Source organism: Pectobacterium peruviense, from assembly GCF_002847345.1.
Taxonomy (GTDB): Bacteria; Pseudomonadota; Gammaproteobacteria; order Enterobacterales; family Enterobacteriaceae; genus Pectobacterium; species Pectobacterium peruviense.
The window spans coordinates 1-23,112 of record NZ_LXFV01000003.1 but is presented as its reverse complement, the minus strand read 5'-3'; the positions used below and the strand labels follow the sequence as shown (position 1 = coordinate 23,112).

At 51.8% G+C, this 23,112-nt stretch carries 27 protein-coding genes and 1 pseudogene; 27 read left to right on the top strand and 1 reads right to left on the bottom strand.

Features of this window, described 5'->3' with window-relative positions; all coding sequences use genetic code 11:
* Window positions 1–399: 399 nt before the first annotated feature.
* From A0G03_RS03440 to A0G03_RS03310, 27 genes are all read left to right on the top strand, one after another.
* Window positions 400–1,824, top strand: a complete 1,425-nt coding sequence (locus A0G03_RS03440; protein WP_048260818.1) for a serralysin family metalloprotease — start codon at window positions 400–402, stop codon at window positions 1,822–1,824.
* Window positions 1,825–1,930: 106 nt separating this feature from the next.
* Window positions 1,931–2,242 (top strand): protease inhibitor Inh/omp19 family protein, encoded by a 312-nt coding sequence (locus A0G03_RS03435; RefSeq protein WP_048260816.1) that lies wholly within the window; start codon window positions 1,931–1,933, stop codon window positions 2,240–2,242.
* Window positions 2,243–2,259: 17 nt separating this feature from the next.
* The gene (locus A0G03_RS03430) at window positions 2,260–3,987 is read left to right on the top strand and encodes a type I secretion system permease/ATPase (protein ID WP_048260815.1); all 1,728 of its coding nucleotides are present in this window, start codon (window positions 2,260–2,262) and stop codon (window positions 3,985–3,987) included.
* Window positions 3,988–4,015: 28 nt separating this feature from the next.
* Window positions 4,016–5,344 carry an HlyD family type I secretion periplasmic adaptor subunit gene (locus A0G03_RS03425; protein WP_048260812.1) on the top strand — a complete coding sequence of 443 codons (1,329 nt, stop codon included), beginning with the start codon at window positions 4,016–4,018 and terminating at the stop codon, window positions 5,342–5,344.
* Between the two features lie 2 nt (window positions 5,345–5,346).
* Window positions 5,347–6,693, top strand: a complete 1,347-nt coding sequence (locus A0G03_RS03420) for a TolC family outer membrane protein (RefSeq protein ID WP_048260810.1) — start codon at window positions 5,347–5,349, stop codon at window positions 6,691–6,693.
* Window positions 6,694–6,803: 110 nt separating this feature from the next.
* Window positions 6,804–7,133, top strand: a complete 330-nt coding sequence (locus A0G03_RS03415; RefSeq protein ID WP_010281025.1) for a putative holin — start codon at window positions 6,804–6,806, stop codon at window positions 7,131–7,133.
* 1 nt (window position 7,134) lies between these two features.
* On the top strand, window positions 7,135–7,746 hold the full coding sequence (locus A0G03_RS03410) for a transglycosylase SLT domain-containing protein (RefSeq protein ID WP_048260807.1): 612 nt from the start codon (window positions 7,135–7,137) through the stop codon (window positions 7,744–7,746).
* Window positions 7,736–8,410, top strand: a complete 675-nt coding sequence (locus tag A0G03_RS03405) for a hypothetical protein (protein ID WP_048260805.1) — start codon at window positions 7,736–7,738, stop codon at window positions 8,408–8,410. The genes A0G03_RS03410 and A0G03_RS03405 overlap by 11 nt, the downstream gene beginning before the upstream one ends.
* Entirely contained in the window at window positions 8,400–8,729 is a 330-nt protein-coding gene (locus A0G03_RS03400; RefSeq protein WP_010281034.1) for a hypothetical protein, read from the top strand. Before A0G03_RS03405 ends, A0G03_RS03400 begins: the two co-directional genes overlap by 11 nt.
* Window positions 8,722–9,033: a hypothetical protein gene (locus tag A0G03_RS03395; RefSeq protein ID WP_048260803.1), complete on the top strand. Its 312-nt coding sequence runs from the start codon at window positions 8,722–8,724 to the stop codon at window positions 9,031–9,033. Before A0G03_RS03400 ends, A0G03_RS03395 begins: the two co-directional genes overlap by 8 nt.
* A 263-nt stretch (window positions 9,034–9,296) precedes the next feature.
* Window positions 9,297–9,764: a Gp37 family protein gene (locus A0G03_RS03390; protein WP_048260802.1), complete on the top strand. Its 468-nt coding sequence runs from the start codon at window positions 9,297–9,299 to the stop codon at window positions 9,762–9,764.
* On the top strand, window positions 9,761–9,958 hold the full coding sequence (locus A0G03_RS03385) for a hypothetical protein (protein WP_048260799.1): 198 nt from the start codon (window positions 9,761–9,763) through the stop codon (window positions 9,956–9,958). The genes A0G03_RS03390 and A0G03_RS03385 overlap by 4 nt, the downstream gene beginning before the upstream one ends.
* Window positions 9,948–11,375 (top strand): phage tail sheath subtilisin-like domain-containing protein, encoded by a 1,428-nt coding sequence (locus tag A0G03_RS03380; RefSeq protein ID WP_048260798.1) that lies wholly within the window; start codon window positions 9,948–9,950, stop codon window positions 11,373–11,375. Before A0G03_RS03385 ends, A0G03_RS03380 begins: the two co-directional genes overlap by 11 nt.
* Window positions 11,375–11,899 (top strand): phage major tail tube protein, encoded by a 525-nt coding sequence (locus tag A0G03_RS03375; protein ID WP_048260796.1) that lies wholly within the window; start codon window positions 11,375–11,377, stop codon window positions 11,897–11,899. Before A0G03_RS03380 ends, A0G03_RS03375 begins: the two co-directional genes overlap by 1 nt.
* 56 nt (window positions 11,900–11,955) lie before the next feature.
* Window positions 11,956–12,249, top strand: coding sequence for a 2Fe-2S iron-sulfur cluster-binding protein (locus A0G03_RS03370; RefSeq protein WP_048260793.1), 294 nt, complete (start codon window positions 11,956–11,958; stop codon window positions 12,247–12,249).
* 127 nt (window positions 12,250–12,376) lie between these two features.
* Complete coding sequence (locus A0G03_RS03365) at window positions 12,377–12,697, top strand: phage tail assembly protein (protein WP_048260791.1); 321 nt, start codon at window positions 12,377–12,379, stop codon at window positions 12,695–12,697.
* Window positions 12,642–12,785, top strand: a complete 144-nt coding sequence (locus A0G03_RS03360; RefSeq protein ID WP_101749483.1) for a GpE family phage tail protein — start codon at window positions 12,642–12,644, stop codon at window positions 12,783–12,785. The genes A0G03_RS03365 and A0G03_RS03360 overlap by 56 nt, the downstream gene beginning before the upstream one ends.
* 223 nt (window positions 12,786–13,008) lie before the next feature.
* Entirely contained in the window at window positions 13,009–15,324 is a 2,316-nt protein-coding gene (locus A0G03_RS03355) for a phage tail tape measure protein (RefSeq protein WP_048261144.1), read from the top strand.
* Window positions 15,324–16,253 carry a phage tail protein gene (locus tag A0G03_RS03350; RefSeq protein WP_048260788.1) on the top strand — a complete coding sequence of 310 codons (930 nt, stop codon included), beginning with the start codon at window positions 15,324–15,326 and terminating at the stop codon, window positions 16,251–16,253. Before A0G03_RS03355 ends, A0G03_RS03350 begins: the two co-directional genes overlap by 1 nt.
* Entirely contained in the window at window positions 16,243–16,455 is a 213-nt protein-coding gene (locus A0G03_RS03345) for a tail protein X (protein WP_015839836.1), read from the top strand. The genes A0G03_RS03350 and A0G03_RS03345 overlap by 11 nt, the downstream gene beginning before the upstream one ends.
* Window positions 16,443–17,603 (top strand): phage late control D family protein, encoded by a 1,161-nt coding sequence (locus tag A0G03_RS03340; protein WP_048260786.1) that lies wholly within the window; start codon window positions 16,443–16,445, stop codon window positions 17,601–17,603. Before A0G03_RS03345 ends, A0G03_RS03340 begins: the two co-directional genes overlap by 13 nt.
* On the top strand, window positions 17,600–18,181 hold the full coding sequence (locus A0G03_RS03335) for a phage baseplate assembly protein V (protein ID WP_048260783.1): 582 nt from the start codon (window positions 17,600–17,602) through the stop codon (window positions 18,179–18,181). The genes A0G03_RS03340 and A0G03_RS03335 overlap by 4 nt, the downstream gene beginning before the upstream one ends.
* 59 nt (window positions 18,182–18,240) lie before the next feature.
* Window positions 18,241–18,588, top strand: coding sequence for a GPW/gp25 family protein (locus tag A0G03_RS03330; RefSeq protein ID WP_025918624.1), 348 nt, complete (start codon window positions 18,241–18,243; stop codon window positions 18,586–18,588).
* Entirely contained in the window at window positions 18,579–19,682 is a 1,104-nt protein-coding gene (locus tag A0G03_RS03325; RefSeq protein WP_048260781.1) for a baseplate assembly protein, read from the top strand. Before A0G03_RS03330 ends, A0G03_RS03325 begins: the two co-directional genes overlap by 10 nt.
* Window positions 19,675–20,256: a phage tail protein I gene (locus tag A0G03_RS03320; protein WP_048260779.1), complete on the top strand. Its 582-nt coding sequence runs from the start codon at window positions 19,675–19,677 to the stop codon at window positions 20,254–20,256. Before A0G03_RS03325 ends, A0G03_RS03320 begins: the two co-directional genes overlap by 8 nt.
* A 2-nt stretch (window positions 20,257–20,258) precedes the next feature.
* Window positions 20,259–22,307 carry a phage tail protein gene (locus tag A0G03_RS03315; protein ID WP_048260777.1) on the top strand — a complete coding sequence of 683 codons (2,049 nt, stop codon included), beginning with the start codon at window positions 20,259–20,261 and terminating at the stop codon, window positions 22,305–22,307.
* The gene (locus tag A0G03_RS03310; RefSeq protein ID WP_048260775.1) at window positions 22,307–22,927 is read left to right on the top strand and encodes a tail fiber assembly protein; all 621 of its coding nucleotides are present in this window, start codon (window positions 22,307–22,309) and stop codon (window positions 22,925–22,927) included. Before A0G03_RS03315 ends, A0G03_RS03310 begins: the two co-directional genes overlap by 1 nt.
* A 112-nt stretch (window positions 22,928–23,039) precedes the next feature.
* Here A0G03_RS03310 and A0G03_RS03305 read toward each other — a convergent pair.
* A pseudogene (locus A0G03_RS03305) lies at window positions 23,040–23,112 on the bottom strand (IS200/IS605 family transposase); the annotation flags it as partial.

Genomic DNA, 23,112 nt, shown 5'->3' with positions numbered 1-23,112 from the left:
ATGCCGTTAATACGTGTGACAAACTATGTCATTATGCGGCTGGATTTTATCAATCAAGGACAGGTAGCATGATGAGAATTAATACAATTAATAAAAATTCCTTCCTTTTCAAAAATGAATGCTGTTTGGCATTCGCACCTTTTACTGTCCATATCAATAATAAAAATTAGTCATCGAACTTTATTATTTATCATTTGATAATAACGAAAATAATTGGCGTTTTTTCTTAATTATTTCCTTATAGAGATAATTTTTATTTATATGCGTTTTTTGGATATAAATATTTTTGGGTAAATTGTATCTCGCCAGGAGACGATTAGTTCGCGGCGTATGCAATATATATTGCATGAAGGGATTTAGGATTCTGATCATCCCGATCAGACTTATGGAGAAGAAAAGATGGCTTTACGAGATGACGATACCTCAGCATCTGCATTGAATGCAGCGGGTACGGGGTATAGCGATGTGTACGATCTGTATAATTATCATTCCCGTGGCGATGGACAGCTTAATGGCAAACCCTCGTACACCAGCGATCTTGCCGCGAAGGAAATTGTTCGTGACGGCTTGACGTGGAATGGAACGAATGTATTCGGTAAATCCGCTAATTTGACCTATTCGTTCTTACAGAATGTGAAGTCTATCCCTTCTGGCGATCAGGGCTTTGTGAAATTCAGCGCAGCCCAAGAGCAACAAGCCAAACTGTCTCTACAATCGTGGTCAGATGTTGCCAATCTCACGTTTACTCAGGTTAGCCCTACCCAAAAAGCCACCATCACGTTTGGTAACTATACCCGTGATTCAAGTGGTCGGATGGACTACGATACTCAGGCTTACGCTTATATGCCGGGTAACCACTCAGCGGCGGGCAGCGCTTGGTTTAACTACAACGCCGACACGGTGCGTAACCCAGCAACGGAATATGGCAAGCAGACGCTGACGCATGAAATCGGTCATGCGCTGGGCCTGAATCACCCGGGTTCTTACAATGCGGGCGAAGGCAACCCGACCTACCGCGATGTGACCTATGCGGAAGATACGCGCCAGTTCAGCCTGATGAGCTACTGGAGTGAGCAAAACACTGGGGGCGATTTCCAGGGGCACTATGCTGCGGGTCCGCTGATTGATGACATCACGGCAATTCAGTATCTGTACGGCGCAAACATGAACACGCGTACGGGTGATACGGTATACGGCTTCAACTCCAATACGGGGCGTGATTTCTATACCACCACCAGCAATAGCCAAAAACTGATTTTCTCCGTTTGGGATGCAGGTGGTAACGATACGTTTGATTTCTCTGGTTACAGAAACGATCAGCGTATCAACCTGAATGAAGGCGGGTTCTCTGATGTTGGCGGCCTGAAAGGTAACGTCTCTATCGCCCACGGTGTCACCATCGAAAACGCCATTGGCGGCTCCGGCAACGATATTATTATCGGCAACGACGCAAATAATATTCTGAACGGTGGTGCAGGCGATGACGTTATTTACGGCGGCGGCGGTGCAGATACGCTGACGGGCGGCGCGGGCAAAGATATTTTTGTCTATGCCAGCGCGAGCGATTCTTCCTATAAGAACGGCTATGACACCATCACGGATTTCCAACGTGGCATCGACAAAATCGATCTGTCAGCGTTGAATCAAAAAGGTGATTTGCAGTTCGTCAACAATTTCACCGGACTCGGTAATGAAGCGCTGCTTAACTGGAATGCAGAGAGCAATACCACCGATCTGTGGCTGAATTTTGCGGGTCAGACCACGCCAGACTTTGTTGTACATATTGTTGGTCAGCCTTCTGCGGCAACCGATTTTATCGTGTGATGTAGCAAGGACGGGGGGAAGCCCCGTCCTTTTCTGTTATCGACTTGGGGCCACTATGAAAAAATTAATCATCGCGGCGCTGTTAAGTGCAATAAGCGGAGGATGTATGGCGAGTAGTTTGAAGTTGCCTTCAGCAAGTGAGCTAAGCGGCGTATGGCAATTGCGTGGTGGGGAACAACACTGTGAGATTGTTCTGCACAACACGCCGTTAGTGGATAACACCTGGCGTCTTGACGGTGATGCGCAGTGTTTAAAAGCGCTGCTATCCGATGCCCCCGCGGGCTGGCGGCCGACGCCGGACGGTATCACTCTAACGAAAGAACAGGGCCAGTCTGTGGCGTTTTTTAGCAAGGAAAAAGAGGGCTATACGCTGATATTGCCTGATGGCAGTACACGTACGTTGCATAAGCAGCCCTGACAGGAGAGGCAAACGCAGTGAGTCAACTATCAAATAAGGAACGTTCGTTGTTGAGTATACTGCGTCCTTTCCGGCGCAGCTTCTGGAGCATTGGGATTTTCAGCGCCATCGTTAATCTACTGATGTTGTCGCCTTCTATTTACATGCTTCAGGTTTACGATCGCGTACTGGCTTCGGGCAATGGCACGACATTGCTAATGCTCACCTTGCTGATTGCCGGGTTGGGGATATTCATGGCGGCGCTTGAATGGGTGCGGAGTCTGGTTGTCGTTCGGCTCGGTACGCGAATCGATCTACAGCTGAATCAACAGGTCTTCAATGCCGCGTTTGAACGCAATCTGGAAGCAGGTGAGGCAAAAGCGGGTCAGGCACTGAACGATCTCACGCAACTGCGGCAGTTTATTACGGGCAACTCACTGTTTGCCTTCTTCGATATCCCCTGGTTCCCCTTCTTTTTATTAGTGTTGTTCCTGATCCATCCGGTTCTCGGTTTACTGGCATTGGGGGGAACGGTGGTGCTGGTGCTGTTGGCCTGGCTGAATCAGTATCTCACCACGTCGACCTTAGAAAAGGCGAGCCACGAGGCGTTACAGGCGACCCATCTTGCGGATACGCAACTGCGTAATGCTGAGGTGATTGAATCGATGGGAATGTTGACTCATTTACGTCGCCGTTGGCTAGGGCAACACTATCGCTTCATTACTCTGCAAAATCTGGCCAGCGAACGGGCTGCGGTTGTCGGGGCCGCGTCAAAACATTCCCGCATTTTTCTGCAATCACTAATGCTCGGTGTGGGAGCGATGCTTGCGATTAAGGGCGAAATTACGCCGGGAATGATGATTGCGGGGTCAATTCTTGTTGGACGCGTGCTGAGCCCTATCGATCAGCTTATTGGTATTTGGAAACCGTTGAGCAGTGCACGGCAAGCCTGGTATCGACTGAATCGAATTATGACGGCTTATCCGCCTAGAACCGAGACGATGACGTTACCTGCGCCAGTGGGGCAGCTCAGCGTCGAGAATGTGTTATTACAGACTCCGCAAGGGGCGTCACGATTGCAGGATATCCATTTCTCGCTTCAGGCGGGGGAAACGCTGGCAATTCTGGGCGCATCGGGTTCAGGCAAATCGACATTGGCACGTTTACTGGTTGCGACGCAAACACCGACGCGTGGCAAAGTTCGATTGGATGGTGCCGATCTCAACCAGGTAGATAAAACAGCATTTGGCCCAGCAATGGGTTACCTGCCGCAGGATGTTCAGCTCTTTAAAGGCACGCTGGCGGAAAATATTTCCCGTTTTGGCGATCATGACGCGGAAAAGATCGTCGCGGCAGCGAAGCTGGCTGGCGTCCACGAGATGATTCTTAGCCAACCACAGGGATATGACACTCCTCTCGGTGCTGACGGCAACGGGCTATCGGGCGGGCAACGGCAGCGTATCGGACTGGCGCGTGCAGTGTATGGCGATCCCTGCCTGCTAGTACTCGATGAGCCAAATTCCAGCCTCGACAACGAAGGCGAAATTGCGCTGGCGCAGGCGATCTCACACCTTCAAAAGCGGGGGGCGACGGTGGTGCTGATTACGCATCGCCCTGCATTAACCACGCTGGCGCATAAAATTCTGGTTCTCAATCAGGGTAAGCAACAGCGTTTTGGGCCTGCACGCGACATTCTGAACGAATTGCAGCCGCGTCGTGCTGCGAACCAAGCACAAATGACACCTTCTGCCGCTGTCCAGCAGTAACAGGGAATGAGAGAAAACAGGGAAAGACATGTCCGCATCTGAATTGAGCGAAGAGAATATGAACCAGACGGCGCGACGTGATGAGAAACGTGCCGTGCGTCTGGGGTGGTTGCTGGTGCTTGCCGGGTTCGGCGGCTTTCTTTTATGGGCACTGTTTGCACCGTTGGATAAAGGCGTCATGGTGAATGGTAGCGTCGTGATTTCCGGTAATCGCAAGGTTGTGCAGCACAATCAGGGCGGCATCGTTGATAAAATTCAGGTGAAAGACGGCGATAAGGTCGAGGCTGGTCAGATTCTGCTAACACTGAATGAGGTTGATGCGCGTTCGGCAAGCGAAGGACTGGATGGGCAGTATTTACAACTGGTGGCGCGAGAAGGTCGTTTGCTTGCTGAGCAGCAGCGACTGAATGACATTGCCATGACGGCTCGTCTGCAACCGCTAGCGGAAAAGCCGGAGATGAATCTGATTACGGCATTGCAGCGCGATTTACTGCGCAGCCGTCAGCAGTCTCTCAAGCTAGAAGCAGAAGCGATGCGCACGAGTATTGCAGGCATGGAGGCATCGCTTAGCGCCCAACGTCAGGTGATGTCCAGCAAGCAGAAACAGCGAGAGACGCTGGAACAGCAGCTGCAAGGGCTGCGTTCATTGGCGGCGGAAAACTATGTACCGCGCAATAAAATGCTGGAGAACGAACGTCTGCTGGCGCAGCTCAACGGCGATATCGCACAGCTGGCGGGTGACATTAATCGCACCCGTCGTGATATTGAGCAACAAACGCTGCTAATTGCACAACGCCAGCAAGAATACGACAAAGAAGTGAACAGCGAGCTATCGGAAGTACGTGCGCTGTTGAGCGATGTGGGCAGCAAGAAGGAAAAGGCCGATTTCAATCTGGCGAATATCCAAATACGTGCGCCCGTTTCCGGTACGGTAGTTGGGTTGAAAGTGTTTACGGAAGGCGGAGTGATTGCGCCGGGACAGACGCTTCTGGAGATCGTGCCGGACGATCAGCCTTTGCGGGTGGATGCGCGTCTTCCTGTTGAACTGGTCGATAAAGTCTGGGCGGGATTACCCGTAGAGCTTCAATTTGTGGCGTTTAATCAAAGCACCACGCCGCGTGTGGCGGGAACCGTCGAACTGTTATCGGCAGACCGTCTATTGGACGACAGAGATGGATCGCCTTATTACAGTCTGCGCGTTCAGGTGGATGATGAAGGTAAACGCGCGCTGGAAGGATTGGAGATTAAACCCGGTATGCCGGTACAAGGATTCGTCCGTACCGGAGAGCGGTCATTCGTCAATTATCTATTTAAGCCTTTAATGGATCGCCTGCATCTGGCATTAACGGAAGAGTAACTATGCAAAGGATCGCGATAATCGTGCTGTTTGGGCTGCTTTCTTCGGGCGCAAACGCATTAGGGCTGCTTGATGCCTGGGAACTGGCGCTGCGTAATGATGCGCAATTTCGTGCTGCGGGTTTTGAGCGCGCGGCGGGTCAGGAAGAGGAGACCATCGGGCGAGCCAATCTGCTCCCCAATCTCCAGTACGGCTATGGCGCCAATCGCAGCCATTCCAAAGTCACCCAAACGGATAGCCTCAGCAATAGCACGCTAAAACGCGATTACAACAGCTACACGTCGACGTTATCGTTGCGCCAGCCGCTGCTGGACTATGCGGCCTGGGCTCGCTATCAGCAGGGTGTGGCTCGCACACTGATGGCCGATCAGCGTTTTCGCGACCGCAGTCAGGATCTGATGGTCCGGCTATATAAAGCCTGGAGCAGTGCACTGCTGGCGCAGGAAAAACTGCAATTGCTGGACGCGCAGCAGCGAGCCTATCAGGAGCAGTTGGCGATGAATAAACGTCTCTTACTGGCAGGCGAAGGGACACTAACGGATGTTCGGGAAACGGAGGCGCGGTTTACGCTGATTGAGGCGCAGCGCATTGAGCAGCAGGATAATCTGGATTCTGCGATTACCGATTTAGAGAATATGACGGGCACGGTGCTCGATATCGCCGCGTTACATCCTCTGATGCTTACACAACTTCCGTCTACAGAATCCGCCAAGCAGACGCTGGCGCAGTGGCGTGATCTTGCGGTGCAGCACAACGCTAAACTGGCTACGCAGCGCGAGGGATTAGCGGTCAGCCGCTATGAAATCGAACGCAGTCGCGCCGGGCATTTACCCACGCTGTCGCTGGTGGCATCGTCGCGTAATAGCCGTTCCGAAAGCGAATATAACTACAACCAAAAATACGATACACAAAGTGTCGGTTTACAGCTGAATGTCCCGCTTTATTCCGGTGGTTCCGTTTCTGCATCGATGCGGCAGGCAGCGGCGGAATTCCAGCAAAGTCAGGCTGAACTGGACGATCAAACCAAGCAAACGCTGGCCGAATTGAAAAAATACTACAATTTGTACAACAACGGATCGGCGAAAATCAAAGCCTGGCAAATGACGGCCTCGTCGGCGCAAGAAGCCGTCAAGGCTACGCGGTTGAGCGTCGCGGGCGGCGAACGTATTAATCTGGATATTTTGCTGGCCGAACAGGATTGGTACAACGCCCGACGAGAGCTGGCGGAAGCGAAGTACAGCTGGCTTCAGGCGTGGTTACTATTGCGCTATACGGCTGGTACGTTGAACGAGAAAGATATTTTAGAGTTAGCAGCCTGGTTTCAGCCTGCCAGCAAGCCCTCATTTTAAATGGTTCAATTCTGTGGGATATTACGCTTCAGTCATACTTAAACTCCTTTAAAATCATCGAACCTCCCCGTTTTGCATAATGGCCTCCATTCTTATCAGGAGGCTTTATCGTGAAAAAAATCAAAAAACCGCGTCTTACCGGCTGGATTGTGACATCGGCTTTTCTCTTTGCTGTTATCGGGCTGATTTCACCACAACAGCTTCCCGTCACCGTCTATAAGCTCTCGCTTATCTCACTCGCTGCGGTATTAGGCTATTGGCTGGATCGTTCGCTGTTTCCTAAAGCTCGCCCTGGTTTATTCCTCGAACAAGGTGATGAACCTGTACCGCGTGGACGTTTTCCGGTTCGGGACGGTCACCACACGGTATTTGCCGCTGCGATGTTACGACGAGCGCTGATTGTGTCAGCCGTTTGCATCGGCGTGGCAATGGGGCTGTGATATGCGACATCCTCTTATTTCATTGTTTTTAAATTTAATATTTTTTAGCGCTGTGGCCTGTGCTGACACGATCCCTCGTGCTGCGCAGGCGTACCGCAGTGATGTGATTCGTAGCGCGCGGCTGGATTGGGGCATGAATGCTCCGGTTGCTGATTTTGCAGCACAGCTGCATCAGGAAAGCGGTTGGAATCCACGGGCAGTCTCGCCCGTGGGAGCACAGGGGTTGGCGCAGTTTATGCCGACAACAGCCGACTGGTTCAGCGGTATTGTTCCTGAGCTTCGGACAAATCAACCGTTTAACCCCGCGTGGGCTATCCGTGCGCTGACGGGCTACGATCGCTGGCTGTGGACGCGAATCAGCGCCAGTAACGACTGTGAACGCATGGCAATGACCTTATCGTCCTACAACGGCGGACTTGGCTGGTTACAACGCGATAAGCAACGCGCGAAGATCGCCGACAAGGACATACTTCGCTGGTTCGATCATGTGGAAACCGTCAATGCTGGACGCAGCGCCGCCAACTGGCGTGAAAACCGCCATTATCCCGACCGCATCTTGCATCAGCTGGCGCCACGTTATTTAGGCTGGGGGAGGGCGAGCTGTGTGGAATAGTCTGTTTATTACTAGCCTGAAATCCTTCCTTTCGCCGCGCGTGGTCGCCGTCCTGCTTGCCGTTATTCTGCTACTCGCGGTCTATCTGACTGGCCGTAATCAGGGCTACCAGTTGGCGCAAGCGCTGGGGGACGCCACGTTGGCGAAGCAACTAGCGGCATTCAATTTACTCCAGCAGCAGCAGGCCGAGACCCAAAATCAGCTATTACGCGCGGCGGCGGAACAATACCAGCAGCAGGTAGTACGTGGGAATCAACTCGAACAGCGCTATGTGGCAGCGCGTCAAAAACTGGCGGCGGATAACGCCGCTCTGCAAAGGAAAATCGACCATGTTACTCAGCAATACATTGACGAAAAAGGCAAGGTTCAGCCTGTGCAGTGCGTGTTTACTCGTGGCTTCGTGCAGTACTACAACGCCGCTTTCGGTCTGTCCGCCGACGGTTCCCCAGACGTTACCGCCGCTGCCCGCCGCACTGGCGCAGCGTCCGATTTCGGCACAACCGCTGACGCCGAATTACAACCTTCAGGCGTCTCCCAGCGCGATATTCTCGCCAACATCAGCGACAACGGAGAGCGCTACCAGGCGCTGAGTGCGCAGGTTAATGCGCTGCTGGATTACATCGAAGCATTACAACAGGCAAGGGGGGTTACACGTGAAGATTGAAGTGGAGTTTTGGTCGCTGGTCGGCCTGCTGCTGTCGTTTATGAGCTTCCTGTTTGCCGCTGGGCGAATTCTGCTTACCCAGATTGAAAAACGGCTGAATGAGCGTTTTGCCGCTCTGGAAAATGCACGACAAAAGAGCGAACAGGGTTGGACGCGGCTGGAGCGTGAGTTTCTGGAGTTTCGTGCCGATTTACCCCTAATTTACGTGCGACGTGAGGATTACATCCGTGGTCAGACGGTAATCGAAGCCAAACTTGATGCGCTTTACAACAAATTGGAGTTAGTACAACAGCGGTATTCGGGAGGAAATCATGGCTGATACGCAGTGTATCCGACAGGAATCGATGCGCTGGCATTTGCTCATCGCATTAAATAAAACACGTCCTTATACCGCGAATGAAATGTTTTTATTGGCCGTGATGCAGCGGCTGTATACCGATGCTTCTGAACCGGAGCTGCGTCAGGCGCTGGATTATCTGGCCGATCGTAAGATGGCGGTATTGACCAAAGAGATGGGCGGTGTCTGGCTGGCGAATCTCACCCGCCTGGGTGTGGATGTCGTGGAATATGCGGTTGACAGTATGGTTGGCATCGCTCGACCGGAAAAATACTGGGATCGGTAATCCTATAGCGTTTGATTTCTCTTCTGCATTTTATCTTTATCTATGTCGTCATATTTCTTTGCGCCAGCACGGTTGTGCTGGCGTTTTTTTATCAAAATAATTTTTATTTTTCATGTGATTAAACGTTTCTTTATCAATAAACCCTATCGCTGTTTTTTTCTAAAACAGATTAAAAGCCGCAGCCAGTCGTTATCCGGATACTAGCGCCATCAACACGATGTGCCACTAAAACAGTACGCCATCACAACAGCAGGTGAACGGATATGAATACCAGACCAATTATCGATGCGGTGATAGCACGCCTCCAGCAGCACTTACCGGCACTGCGGATCGCGTCTTGCCCAGAAAACATTCTGAGCGAGCCCGATCTTCTGCCACCTGGCGATGTGCTGGTGGGGTATCGCGGTTCTGAGTTTTCCGCACCGGAAGATGTGAATTCTCCGGTTCAGACGCAGCGACCTCAGTTGATGGTTGCCGTGTTGCTGCCGGAACTGGATGGCGAAGACGGCGTGCTGGCCACGCTCGATACCGTCCGTCAGGTACTGGGAGGATATCGACTGCCTGACTGCCACCGCGGTATCCGGTTAGTCCGCGACCGCTACGTGGGTTACACCGAAGGACGCTGGCATTACGCCATCGATTGCACCACCGAAACCCTTTTTATCGAAGACCGCGAGCAGACGGATGGTCCGCTGCTTACCACGGTTAATTATGAGGAGAAAGACGCATGAAGTATCGCTACACCGGCCCCGCCAGCGGCGTCACGCTGGCAGATGGTCAGGAAATTCTGCTTTGGCCCGCTCAGGTGACTGAACTGCCAGCAGATCATGAGTACGTGAAAACGCTGATCGCGCTGGGCTATTTGCTGCCTGTCGCAGGTCAGAATCTGGCTGATAGCGCAACGGAGGTGACCCTTGGCCGCTAATTATTTACACGGTGTAGAAACGATTGAAGTTGAAACCGGTGCTCGTCCGGTTAAGACCGTCAAATCTGCGGTAATTGGGTTAATTGGTACGGCACCTCAGGGTGCGGTAAATGACGTCACTTTGTGCCTGTCCGAAAAAGACGCGGCGCAGTTTGGTAGCCAGTTCGGCGGTTATACCATTCCGCAGGCGCTGGATGCGATTTACGATCATGGTGCGGGTACGGTTCTGGTGATCAACGTGCTGGACCCGGCGAAACACAAATCGTCGGTGAGCGCAGAAAAAGTCATGTTTGACAAAGCGACCAGTTCGGCGCAACTGGCGCACCGTGTGGTTGCCAAACTGGTTCTGACGGCGGCAGAAGGCGGTGAGCCGTTTGTGGAAGGTCAGGACTATACGCTGGATGCGCAAACCGGCGTTCTGAAAAATCTGGGCAAAAATATCGATGTTGCCGCTGTGGTCAATGCATCTTATGACTTTGCTGATGTCACGAAGGTGACTGCCGCTGACATCATTGGCAGCATTAACGCCGCAGGCAAACGTACCGGTATGAAGCTGCTGAACGATACCTACAACCTGTATGGCTTCTTCGCCAAAATTTTGATTTCTCCGGTGTTCTGTACGCAAAACAGCGTAACGACCGAGCTGATTTCGCTGGCGGACAAATTGGGCGCGATTGCCTACATCGATGCGCCAATCGGTACCACTTTTTCCCAGGCACTGAGCGGCCGTGGCCCAGAAGGTACGATCAATTTCAACACCAGCTCTGAACGCGCTCGTCTGTGCTACCCGCACGTAAAAGTGTACGACGCGGAAACTAACAGTGAACGCCTGGAGCCGCTGTCGGCGCGTGCCGCTGGCCTGCGCGCCAAAGTCGATCTGGAGAAAGGTTTCTGGTGGTCGTCGTCCAATCAGGAAATCAAAGGGATCACCGGCGTAGAGCGCCAACTGTCCGCGATGATTGACGATCCGCAGAGTGAAGTGAACCTGCTGAACGAGCAGGGCATCAGCACCATCTTCAACAGCTACGGTTCTGGCCTGCGCCTGTGGGGCAATCGCACCGCTGCCTGGCCAACCGTGACACACATGAAGAACTTCGAAAACGTGCGCCGTACTGGCGATGTGATCAACGAATCCATCCGCTATTTCAGCCAGCAGTATATCGACATGCCGATCAATCAGGCGCTGATCGATGCGCTGGTGGAGTCCGTCAACGCCTACGGTCGCAAGCTGATCGGTGACGGCGCACTGCTGGGCTTCAAATGCTGGTTCGATGCTGCACGTAACGAGCAAACCGAGCTGGCGGCAGGGCACCTGTTGCTTAACTACAAATTCACTCCGCCGCCGCCGCTTGAGCGTCTGACCTTTGAGACGGAGATCACCTCGGAATACCTGGTAACGCTGGAGGGCACTAACTGATGGCCGGGAAAATTGAAGTAAACCGTATTACCAACGCCAACATCTACATCAACGGTACCAACCTGCTCGGGCGTGCGCAGGAAATCAAACTGCCGGACGTCTCGATGATCATGCAGGAGCACAAGGCTCTGGGCATGGTCGGCAAGATCGAACTGCCCGCGGGCTTCGACAAGCTGGAAGGCGAGATCAAATGGAACTCCTTCTACCGCGAAGCGATGCTGGCGGCGGCGAACCCGTACCAGTCGCTGGCGCTGCAGTGCCGCTCCAGCGTGGAACGTTACGGTTCTCAGGGCCGTATCGAAGAAGTGCCGCTGGTGACGCACATGACCATCATGTTCAAAAAGAATCCGCTGGGAACGTTCAAGCAGCACGAAAACCCGGATTTTAGCAGCGCGTTCAACTGCACCTACATCAAGCAGGTGATGAACGGTGAAGACCTGCTGGAGCTGGATTATATGTCCAACATCTTCATGGTGGGCGGCGTGGATCAACTGAACAGCTATCGCGCCAATATCGGCGGTTAATTTATCTTTCAAGCCCGCCAGTGGGGCGGGCGTTTCTATCAATAAGTGAGGTTGCTATGTCCGCAAAAATCTTTGATATTATCGACCTTGAACATGATATTCATTTTCAGTGTCGCGAAGATGTTTATATTTTGGATGCCGCAGAGGAAGCCGGATTTTCTCTTCCGTATGCTGGTCGGGCTGGTTCAGATGGTTCCTCTGTGGCACGTTTGATTTCTGGTCAAGTAGATCAGACGGATGGATCATTTTTAAGCGATGAACAGAAAGCGGCTGGATTCTTTCTGACCGACACGTCTTACCCCCTAAGCAACTGCGCTGTTCGCTTTTTTGCAGAAGAAGATCTGCGTTAGTTCTTACTCAGTGAACAAGGGGCTTCGGCCCCTTTTTTATGTCCGCCAGTTTCGTTTCTAATTCACTTTAAAATCGTTATTCCTCGCTGCACGCGATACTGCTCCCGACATTTACTAAGGAGCTGTTATGCACACTGAAACCTATTCTCTGCAATTCCCTTACACCACCTCTGCCGGTCAACGCGTGGAGTCCATTTCGCTCAAGCGTCTGAAAGTCAAAGACATCAAAGCGGTGAAAAAAATCAGCGATGACCCAAGCAACTGGGACGACGCACTGCTGTCGCGCATGACTGGCCTTGTGCCAGAAGACATCGATGAGATGGACGCGCAGGACTACATGGCGCTGCAAAAACGATTTCAGCAACTACTTGGGTTGGATAACGCAGCCAGCGTTGTTGTGGAAAGCGCAAGCCCTGCTGGCGAGGTGGTTTCGCTTTCAGCCGAGTGAAATTGATGCGCTGGAACTGGACGACTTTGAACGCTGGCTGGATGAAGCCAGCGAACAGATAAAACGTGAGAACGGTGAGAAAGAGTGATTACTGACAGGATTAACTAGGCCACCATCCACCCTAACCCGGCCAGCGATAGGACGCTGGCCGTTTTGCTCCCTCACTACCTGTCTTCTTCTCTCACTTATCTTCCGTCCTCTTCCTCGTCTTATCCCCGTTTTTTGATGGGGAAACCAAACTGGAGCGGCGCAAGCCGCCGTCTCCGATCCGCCCCACAAGGGGTTTTTCTGAATGAGAGTGAACCGTGGATATGCTTTTAAACGGTGTCATGCTGGGCAGAGCGTTTGGTGCCACGCTGGATGACACAAAAAAATCGCTGCAATTACTGAGCGATAGCCTCAAACAGGCGCAGGAGCGGCAGCGTCTGTTTAATCAGTCGCTAGAGCGCTTTGGCGCTGTCAGTTCGCAAGCGATATCTCGCATTGCACAGGCGACGTCCCGGCTGAGCCAGTCGCTACGTGAATTGGAAACCAATCAGGAACGGCTGACGCGTAACCAGCCGAGCAAGGAAACGCCCCGTAAGAGTCGAGATGAACTCGCCGGTGATTTTGAGACTAAGCGTGCGCAGTTTGGTTCTGTCATGAAGCCGATTGTGGCGTCGGTCACACACTATGCGTCATTTGAGGCGCAGTTGCGTGACATCAGCGTTGCTCGTGGGATATCGAGCGAGCAAGAAAAGTTGATGGGGCAGAAGCTACGTCAATCTTCTCAACGCGTGAACCAAACGCCGGATGCATTGCTCGGTAGTGCCGGACAACTGCTTGCTTACGGCATGTCACCGGATCAGGCAACGGATGTTGCGGTAGTGTTGGGTAAAACGTCAACGGCCTCTGGCGCTGCGATGTCCGATCTTACTGCACTTTCGGCCACGTTGGATGACGTGTTTAACCTTAAAGGGGCGAAGACGCTGGAGGAATCATTCTCCCGTATGTTGGCAGGCTCGAAACAAGGTTTCTCCATGGCGTCGATGACGCAATACGCGACTGCGCTGGCTCCAGGGTTTACGGCAATGGGGGCGACGGGTAATCAGGCGTTGAGCCAGTTGGTTTCCAGCCTGAGCGCGACAAAAGGTGCGGATACGGAGGCGAACACGGCTGCCCGGTTGGGTAGTTTCATGAATGCCGTGGGACGAACCGACATTGCCGATAGTTACTATAACGCGGGCGTAGATTATAACGCGTCACTAAAAAGCTACATGAAAGGTGGGTATTCACAGTACGACGCTGCGGTCCAGATTAGTAACCGATTTATCGACAGTAAAGGCAGCCAATTCCAGAAACAGTGGGATATGGCTAGTAAATCGGGCAACGTGGAGGCGCAGCAAAGTTTAATGCAGCGCTACGGGTTGCAGGAGGTGTTCCGTACGCCAGAAGCTGTCAATCATGCGCTGTCGATGAAGCAGAACTGGCAGCGCTATCAAGCGAACCAACAGCGGATGAATAGCCCGGCAGCAACGCAAACGCTGGATCTCGACTTCGCTCGGCAGAATGACACATTGACCGGGCGCTGGAATCAAATGACAACGTCAGTGATGAATATTGCACTCAATGTAGGTGAAGCGCTGACACCGGTATTAGTTTCTCTGAGCGATGCGCTGATCCCTATTCTAGATCAACTCGTGACCTGGACGGCAGCGAACCCTGAACTGGTTCGCGGGATCGTGATGGCCGTGGCCGGTTTCTTCGCGTTCAGAATGGCGTTGAGCGGTGCGAAGTTGGGAATGGACATACTGTTACCCTCCTTGCAGAGCGTTTGGAAAGGCATTCTACAGGGTTGGCAGTGGCTTAAAGCAGGGCTAAAAACGACTGGATTATGGCAGGGCATTCTAAAGGGTTGGCAGTGGCTTAAAGCAGGGCTAAATTCGAAGGGTTTATGGCAGGGCGTTCGAGCGGCGCTGAGCGGGCTGGGTAGTAGCGCGGGGACATTCTTAGGACGCATATTTAGCGTCGTGTTGCGTCGTGTTGCGATGATGGCAATCGGGGCAGTAATGATGATGCTGGCGACCCCAGTGGGTTGGATAGTTGCCGCGGTTGTTGGGGTCGTTGCCGCAATAGTTGGAATAGGTGCTTTGATTTACAAATATTCCGACCAGATTGCCGAAATTTGGAACCAATGCGTATCAAAAATCAGCAATTTTTTCAATTCTCCGATGGAAACCGTCAGTAACGCTATTCCTGATGGTGTCAAAGATTTCTTTAGGTCTGGCCCCAGCGAAGAATTAATCGCTAATAGTAATCAGGCGGCGGCCGTTTTGACCCCAACCCCTCTATCTGCATTGTCACTACAGTCAACACAACATGTTGAATTACCTAAGACTGAGGACACAATGCCAACGCCGCAACAGCGTGTCGCAATGACATCACCTGTCGGTGGAGCGAAGGACAAGTCAGTCACCGCAGCCCCTTTCGAGCGTGTTCAGGTTGCTTTCTCACCCACCATTTATCTCAACGGCCAGAAGGCAGCGCCAACGCCTGAAATGACGAAGACGCTGACGCTTAGCATGAATGAATTGGAAAATATGTTGAACAAGCTGCTCGTCCAGCGCGAGCGCAGGGGGTATGCCTGATGTTTGCAGTATTAGGAAATATTGAATTTAAGGTGACTGCCTACTGGGACGGTTTTAATGCGACATTCGGTGCGGATTATGCAGAACATAGCCGCATTGAAGGTAAACCCGGTCTGCAGTTTATCGGCGCGAAGCTGGACGAAATTACTATTAGTCTGGTGTTTCACAAGCAGTACTGCACGCCGGATGTGGAGTTGAAGCGGTTGACTGAGGCGATGCGGGCGCATCAGGCGATGGCGTTAGTCTTCGGCAATGGAGATTATCGCGGCTGGTTTGTGATTACGGCACTGACTTCGACCAGCCAACATACCGACGCGAAGGGCAACGTATTGGCCATGAATGCCTCGCTAACGCTGCGAGAATACATTGGCGATCCGAAAAATCCGCTCAAGCCGCCTGCGATAGAGACGCCTGTTCCTAATGTTAGCGCCATCACCAAAGCGGTCGATAAAGTGAGCAATTTTGCAGCTTCACTACGCACGGCTGTCACGTATGCCAAGAAGGCTCAATCAGCCGTTAAGGCGGTGAAAACCACCGTTCAGATTGTAAAACGGATGAAGAACAATCCCGAAACCGCGCTGTTGCAAATTCCTGGGCTGCTAACGCAAGTCGGGAATGTATTGACGCCGTTAAGTGAGGTGGAACCGGCGTTTAAAAAAGCGGCAGAGGCTATTTCTGATGCGGCGGTTCAGGCAGAGAAGATGATGCCTGAAATTACAGCGGTTAATAAAGCGGCGAATGAAATGCTGAAGCAGGTCAAGCAAGTTGCCACCTTGTTGCAGGGCGTCGACAGCAAAAACGTTATCGAGAAGCTGGAAGCCATCAGTAAGCATGTGGATGCCGCGAGCGACACATTTAAAGGCGCTGAACCTGCGCTGAGCAAACTGACGGCGGAAATCGTGAAGAGGGTTGAAGCATATGCACCTTGAACATATCACTACACAGGGCGAACGCTGGGATACCTTGTCCTATCTGTATTACGGCGATCCGCTTGGCTATCCGCGGATTATTGCGGCTAACCCGCATGTCCCCATCGTGCCGCTGTTGCCATCGGGCTTGGTGGTACTGATTCCGATTATTGAACAGGCAGAGGCCAGTAAAGCGGAGGATACCCCACCATGGCTGCGTTAACGGAAGAACTAACCCTGCTCTCTCCTGCGGTGTCGGAAGTCCTGCAACCGGCGTTCACACTGTGGTATCAGCAAAAAGACATCACCAATGATATCGCGCCGTATGTCACCAGCGTGACGTATACCGACAGCATCAAGAATGAATCGGATTCGATTGAGGTCAGGCTCGATGATACCGATGGCCGCTGGATGGATAAGTGGTATCCCGGTACGGGCGATACGTTATCGCTCAAGCTAGGCTATCTCGGTGAAATACTGTTTGACTGCGGCACTTTCTCGATTGATGAAATTGAGGTGAGTTCACCGCCTAGCGAAGTGGTGATTCGCGGCGTCGCGACGTCGGTCAATCGTGCATTGAGAACCAAATCAAACCGCGGTTTTGAAGATACGACGTTAGCCGCCATTGCGACGCGCATCGCGAAAAAACATCAGTTGATGCTCGTGGGGATGATTCAGATCATCAAGATCGATCGCGTTACGCAATATGCGGAAACTGATGTCGCTTTTCTAAAGCGGCTCGCCAGTGAATATGGCTATGTCGTGAAAGTGGTCAGCGACCAACTGATTTTTTCCCATCTGGCAACGCTACGCAATCAGGCGTCTGTTCGACAAATTAAGCCAACGGACGTCGCGCGTTTTTCACTGAGCGACACGATCAGCCACGTCTATAAAAATGCCAAGACGAAATATCAGAAAGGGAGTGAAAAGAAACTGGTGGTTTGTGAAGCCGACGGTAGCGCGAACGACGGGATGAAGTCTGCTGGTGCTGAGACCAGTGCGAATACGTTGAAAGTTAACGTTCGCGCGGCGGATGCCTCTGGAGCGAGGATGAAAACGGATGCCGCATTGGATGCGCACAACGAAAAGCAACAAAAGGGGTCGATGACGCTGATGGGCAGCCCGCAGTTGGCGGCGGGAAATAAAGTGGAACTGGTGTCGTTCGGCCAACTTTCTGGTCATTGGTTGATCGAATCGGCTCGCCATATTCTGGAACGTGGCAGTGGCTACACCACGGCGATTGGGTTGATTCGCGGGCCGATTACGGCGGGCAAGAGAAAGTCGGATAGCGGAAAAACGCTGGTGACTTACCACCCGGATGGCAGCCAGACAACACGGACGGTCAAGAGTAAAAAGGAGGTGTTGCCATGAGTTTATCTCGTCGTATTGGCACGATCAGTGCGGTGGATGAGGCTCGCGTTATGGTTCGAGTCCGTCTACCAGAGTGTGACAATCTGCGTACGGCCTGGCTGCCAGTCTTACAGCGTAATACGCAGAATAATAAGGATTACTGGTTGCCGGATATTGGCGAACAAGTTGAAATTCTGCTGGATGGTAACGGCGAGGATGGGTTGGTACTGGGAGCGATTTATTCTGCCGCCGATGTGCCAACGCTGGCGGATAAGGACAAAAGGGCGGTGACGTTCGCTGATGGCGCGCATATTGAATACGATCGCCGAACGCATACGTTAACGATCAACGGCGGCGTCCAGCATATTGCGATTAGCAGTGGTAGTGATGTGGTGGTCAACGCCCAGCGGGTCACTATTAATGCGCCAGAAACGACGGTGACTGGCAAGCTACTGGTGCAAGGGCAACTGACCTACGAGAACGGGATGTCCGGTTCCGGTGGTGCCAGTTTCAGTGGTGATGTCAGCGTGTCCGGCAATGTTAGCGCCAGCGGTAGTGTCATGGACGCTGGCGGCAATTCCAATCACCACTCGCACTAACGCGTTCTCTAAACCGCTTTACTATTCCTTCCTCTCACCGGGGGCGACAATAGCCCCCTATGAAAACTCAATCTGTTTTTTGGCAACCGGCTCTGCAACGTTCTGGCGACATCGTCGAAGGAACGGCAGATATCATGCAGGCGATTCACATCATCCTGCGGACACCCTGCGGCAGTGACCCACATCGGCCTGACTTTGGTAGCAATCTACATCTGTATCTTGATTATCCGATCGATCGTGCGATCCCGCATGTCGTCAGAGAATCGGTAGAGGCTATTAAACGATGGGAACCTCGCTGCCAGCTACTGGCGGTTAAACCTTCTGTGAATGGGGCTCACCTCACACTGCTCGTTAGCTGGAAAACCGCTAACGGCGCGACACAGACCACGGAGTTGTTATGGCGCTGACAGAACCCAATTTTATTGAGCGCGATGCGGCGAAAATTACCGCTGAAATGATCGCGAAATATGAAGCTGATTCAGGGAAAACGCTCTATCCAGCGCAGGCCGAGCGCCTGTTGATTAACCTCTTTGCCTACCGGGAAACCTTAGTGCGTAGTGCGGTTCAGGAAGCCGCCAAGCAGAACCTGGTCGCTTTTGCTCGCGCACCGATGCTGGATTATCTGGCAGAGCTAGTTGGTGTTTACCGTTTGGCGGCACAGCCAGCGCGAGCAGAGCTTCGCTTTACACCCGAAACACCGCTGGTCAGCGATCTGTTGATTCCGGCAGGCACTCGCGTGAGTGCGTCGGACAGCGTGATTTTCACTACCGACAGCGATGCGCTTCTGAAAGTGAGCGGCAACGGTGTCACTGTGCTGGCGACCTGTACCGAACGTGGCGATGTTGGTAATGATTGGCTGCCAGCCCAGATCAGTACGCTACTGGATGAGATTGGCGACAGCGATTTAAGCGTCATCAATATTACCAAAAGCAGCGGCGGTTCTGCCGAAGAGGATGACGATCGCCTACGTGAACGTGTTCAGTTGGCGCCGGAATCCTTTAGTACGGCGGGCTCGAAACTGGCGTATCGCTTCCATGCGATGCGTGCACACCAAAATATTGTCGATGTCGCGGTGATGTCGCCTGAACCGGGCGAGGTGGTGCTTTACCCGTTACTTAGCACAGGTCTACCAGACAGCAGTTTGCTCTCGCTAGTAGAAAGTTTTTGCTCCGACGAGCAGGTCCGTCCACTGACGGATTTTGTCTCCGCCAAAGCACCCACACAGGTGGATTACGCCATCAGCGCCAAATTGACGCTGTTTAACGGCGAACAGGCTGGCGTTGTTCAGGCTGCGGCAGAGAAGGCGGTACAGGCTTGGGTTGAAACCCGTACGGCAACGTTGGGGCGTGACATTGTTCCAAGCCAGATTATCGCCACGTTATCTATCCCCGGCGTATATCAGGTGGAACTCGTTTCGCCGTCATTGATGGTGCTTGATGACAGTGAATGGGCGAACTGTACGGGTATCAATGTCAGCATCGTCGGGGTATCGAATGGCTGATTCATTGCAACTGTTGCAACCGCCGCTGGCTGCTGATCCCAGCTTTCGTTCGCTGGCAGAATTGGCTGACCGCTTCGATGACGTCGATCTGAATGCGTTACTGGTTTATCTGGTCGATATTGTCGATAGCAGTGCGCTGCCTTGTCTGGCGGAACAGTTCTCATTGTTTGGTGATGGTTGGGAACTGGCTGAGTCAGATGACTCCAAACGTGCGCTGATCAAGGCCGCTATCGATCTGCATCGCAACAAAGGTACCCCTTGGAGCATTAAAGAGATCATTCGCCGTTTCGGCTTCGGCGAGAGCACGCTGATCGAGAACATCGGCCGCCTGAGTTATGACGGCGAAACCACCTATAACAACCTTTATGTACACGGTGATAAAGCAGCGTGGGCTGTCTATCGCGTGCTGCTAAAACAACCGATTACCAACGATCAGGCCAGAATGTTGCGCAATGCCATTGGGATGTTTGCCCCGGTACGGTGTCATCTGGCCAGCATCGAATATTGGGAAGTGCCTATCCGCTACAACCGGACGGCGATATACGACAGTAACTACAATCATGGGAGCGCTTGAACATGGCGAATTTGTCAGAGAACCCACAATGGGTTGACGGCATTTACCAAATCGAAACGTCAGATCCGGTCGTAGGTGGACCGGATGGTGTTTCAAACCGACAGGCTAAAGAACTGGCTAGTCGTACACGCTATTTGAAAAAAGAGCAGGAAAAAACAGGTAGCGATCTGGCGACACATGCCGCCGCCGCCGATCCGCATACGCAATATGCACCGAAGGCGGATCCAACTTTCACCGGCACGCCGAAAGCGCCAACGCCCGCAATTGACAGCAATAGCCAGCAGGTTGCGACGACGGCATTTGTGAAATCGGTTGGCGCGACGAAATTGGCTAAAGACCAAAACGGGGCGGATATTCCGGATAGAGAGCTGTTCAACCGCAATCTCGGTTCATCGCGTGCCTACAGTTCTTCGATCCCAATTGGAGGAAGTGCCGGTTTATGGACAACGGCAGAGTTTATTGGCTGGTTAGAAAGTCAGGGGGCTTTTGTCCATGCCTATTGGGTTTGTCGTGGTTCGTGGTCGTATGCCCACAATAAAATCATCTCTGATACAGAGTGTGGTCAGATACCACTGGCTGGCTCTGTTGTCGAGGTGATGGGACAGCATGATGCCACGACAATCAGGGTGACAACGCCTTCAACAGCGGCAAGTGGGCTTAGCGATTCAGCTAATGCACAATTTACTTATGTCTATAACGGTGGTGATTATTCTCCGGGTTGGCGACGTGATTATAATACGAAGAATAAACCTACAGCGGCTGATGTTGGTGCGCTACCTGAGAAAGCGACGGCTTTAGCTGCAGCAAAACTGGCGACGCCTCGTACCATCAACGGCGTACCGTTTGATGGTACTGCCAATATTGCGCTGACTCCCGTAAACCTCGGTTTAACTGAAACTGTAGATCTCGCTGCTGGGGCATTGGCAAAAGCCAAGAACGGCGCGGATATTTCTGATAAAACCGCATTTTACAACAACGTGACGTTACGTGGCACGTTAGGTGATGGTATGACCTTCGCCAACTGTGATAAAGCGGGTGACTATGTTGTAGCAATAAACGATCCTAATACAGTTTCTGACATGCCTCTTTATAAAGGACAGAAATTATACGGATATGGTGTGCTCCATATTTCTCAGAGCGGTAATTTTGTCGGGCAGGAATATATTAATCATAGTGGAGATTATGCCTGGCGGCAGAAGTGGGATGATGATGTTTATGCACCTTGGGTTATTGCACTCAGTTCATCACGCGTACCGACAGCCGCTGATGTGGGAGCTGTAACAAAAACAGATGCTGATAATAATTATGTGCGACAGGGATCCTCTGGTGTTATCTACCAAGAAGATGAACTGCCGTGGAATAGCCCTACCGGTGCCTATTTAAAAGATAATGGCCCTCACTCCTCCCTTATTTGGCATATGGGATTAAATACCGGTTCGGCATCATCGGCACAATTTTATTTTGATTTCGCTAACGGCGGAATAAAATATCGCAGCTCCCGTGATGACCACGGTTTTGAAAAACCATGGGCACGTATTTATAGCGATCAGGATAAGCCAACTGCTGATGATATTGGGGCATTATCACTTAATGAGATCGTTGGTATGCCAATGCCTTGGCCACAAACTACAGCGCCATCTGGTTGGTTAAAATGTAATGGGCAGGCATTTGATAAAAATATTTACCCTAAACTAGCACAAATCTATTCAGCAGGATTATTACCAGATCTTCGTGGTGAATTTATTCGTGGCTGGGATGATAGCAGAGGTGTTGATACCGGACGAGCTTTGCTCAGTATCCAGGGTGATGCTATCAGAAATATCGTGGGTGAAATTTGGACAACGGCAGTGAATTACCAATTCCTCGGCGAGAATTTGCTATCAAACGGTGCATTTGAATTGTTTAAAGAATTTACTGTCGGCGCTATACCTGACGCAGCAGGTAGTTCGTGCCCGTCCCGTATGAAGTTTGACGCATCACGTATTGTACCGACCGCATCAGAGAATCGTCCTCGTAATATCGCATTTAACTACATCGTGAGAGCAGCATAATGAAAAATTATTCTATTGAAGTTAACTTAGCAAAAATGAATGAATCAGGTTTTAGCGTTCAAGCAGGGTGGATTACTATTTATCAGGTTCACCCAGTAAGTCGAGAATATATTGGTGCTAATTATGAATATTTGCCTATCGGCGTAGGTGTTCCTGCAGGTAGTTACATTGACACTCCTGAACTGCCTCTGGCAGATTTGGCTCTAAGGCGCAGTGTGGATGGGAAGCTGTGGGAGCATGTGTCTGACTACCGTGGGCAAACTGTTTATAATACGGAGAACCGTCACCCCCAGAAGGTCACGAATATCGGAGAGTTGCAAGTTAATCAGACTTTATTGGTGCCAACCTCTGAATTTGATAAATGGGAAGATGGAAAATGGGTAACCGATCTGGAAGCTCAGCGCCAGGTATTAACCGCAAATAAAAAATTGGAACTGAACACTAGGTTATCTCAAGCAAGTGAGCGTATTCAGGTGCTCAGTGACGCCGTTGAGCTAAACTTAGCGACTGAAGAAGAGAAGAATGAGCTGAAAGCGTGGAAAACGTATCGCTTACAGCTCAGTCGGGTTGATATTTCTTCACCAGAAAATATTTGGCCTGATACGCCATTAGCAAAATGAACTAAAAAAATATCCTCCGGCATAGCCGGAGGTTTTTCATATGCGCCTATAAGGCTCTCTTACCTGCCGCGCCCTAACAGGCGCATCGCGATCTGACATTTGCATCTATGGATTACTTACCGCCCGTAAACGGGCTGCCGGGATACGGGATCGAGAGTTGCTCACCCATTTTATCCTCTGCCAGT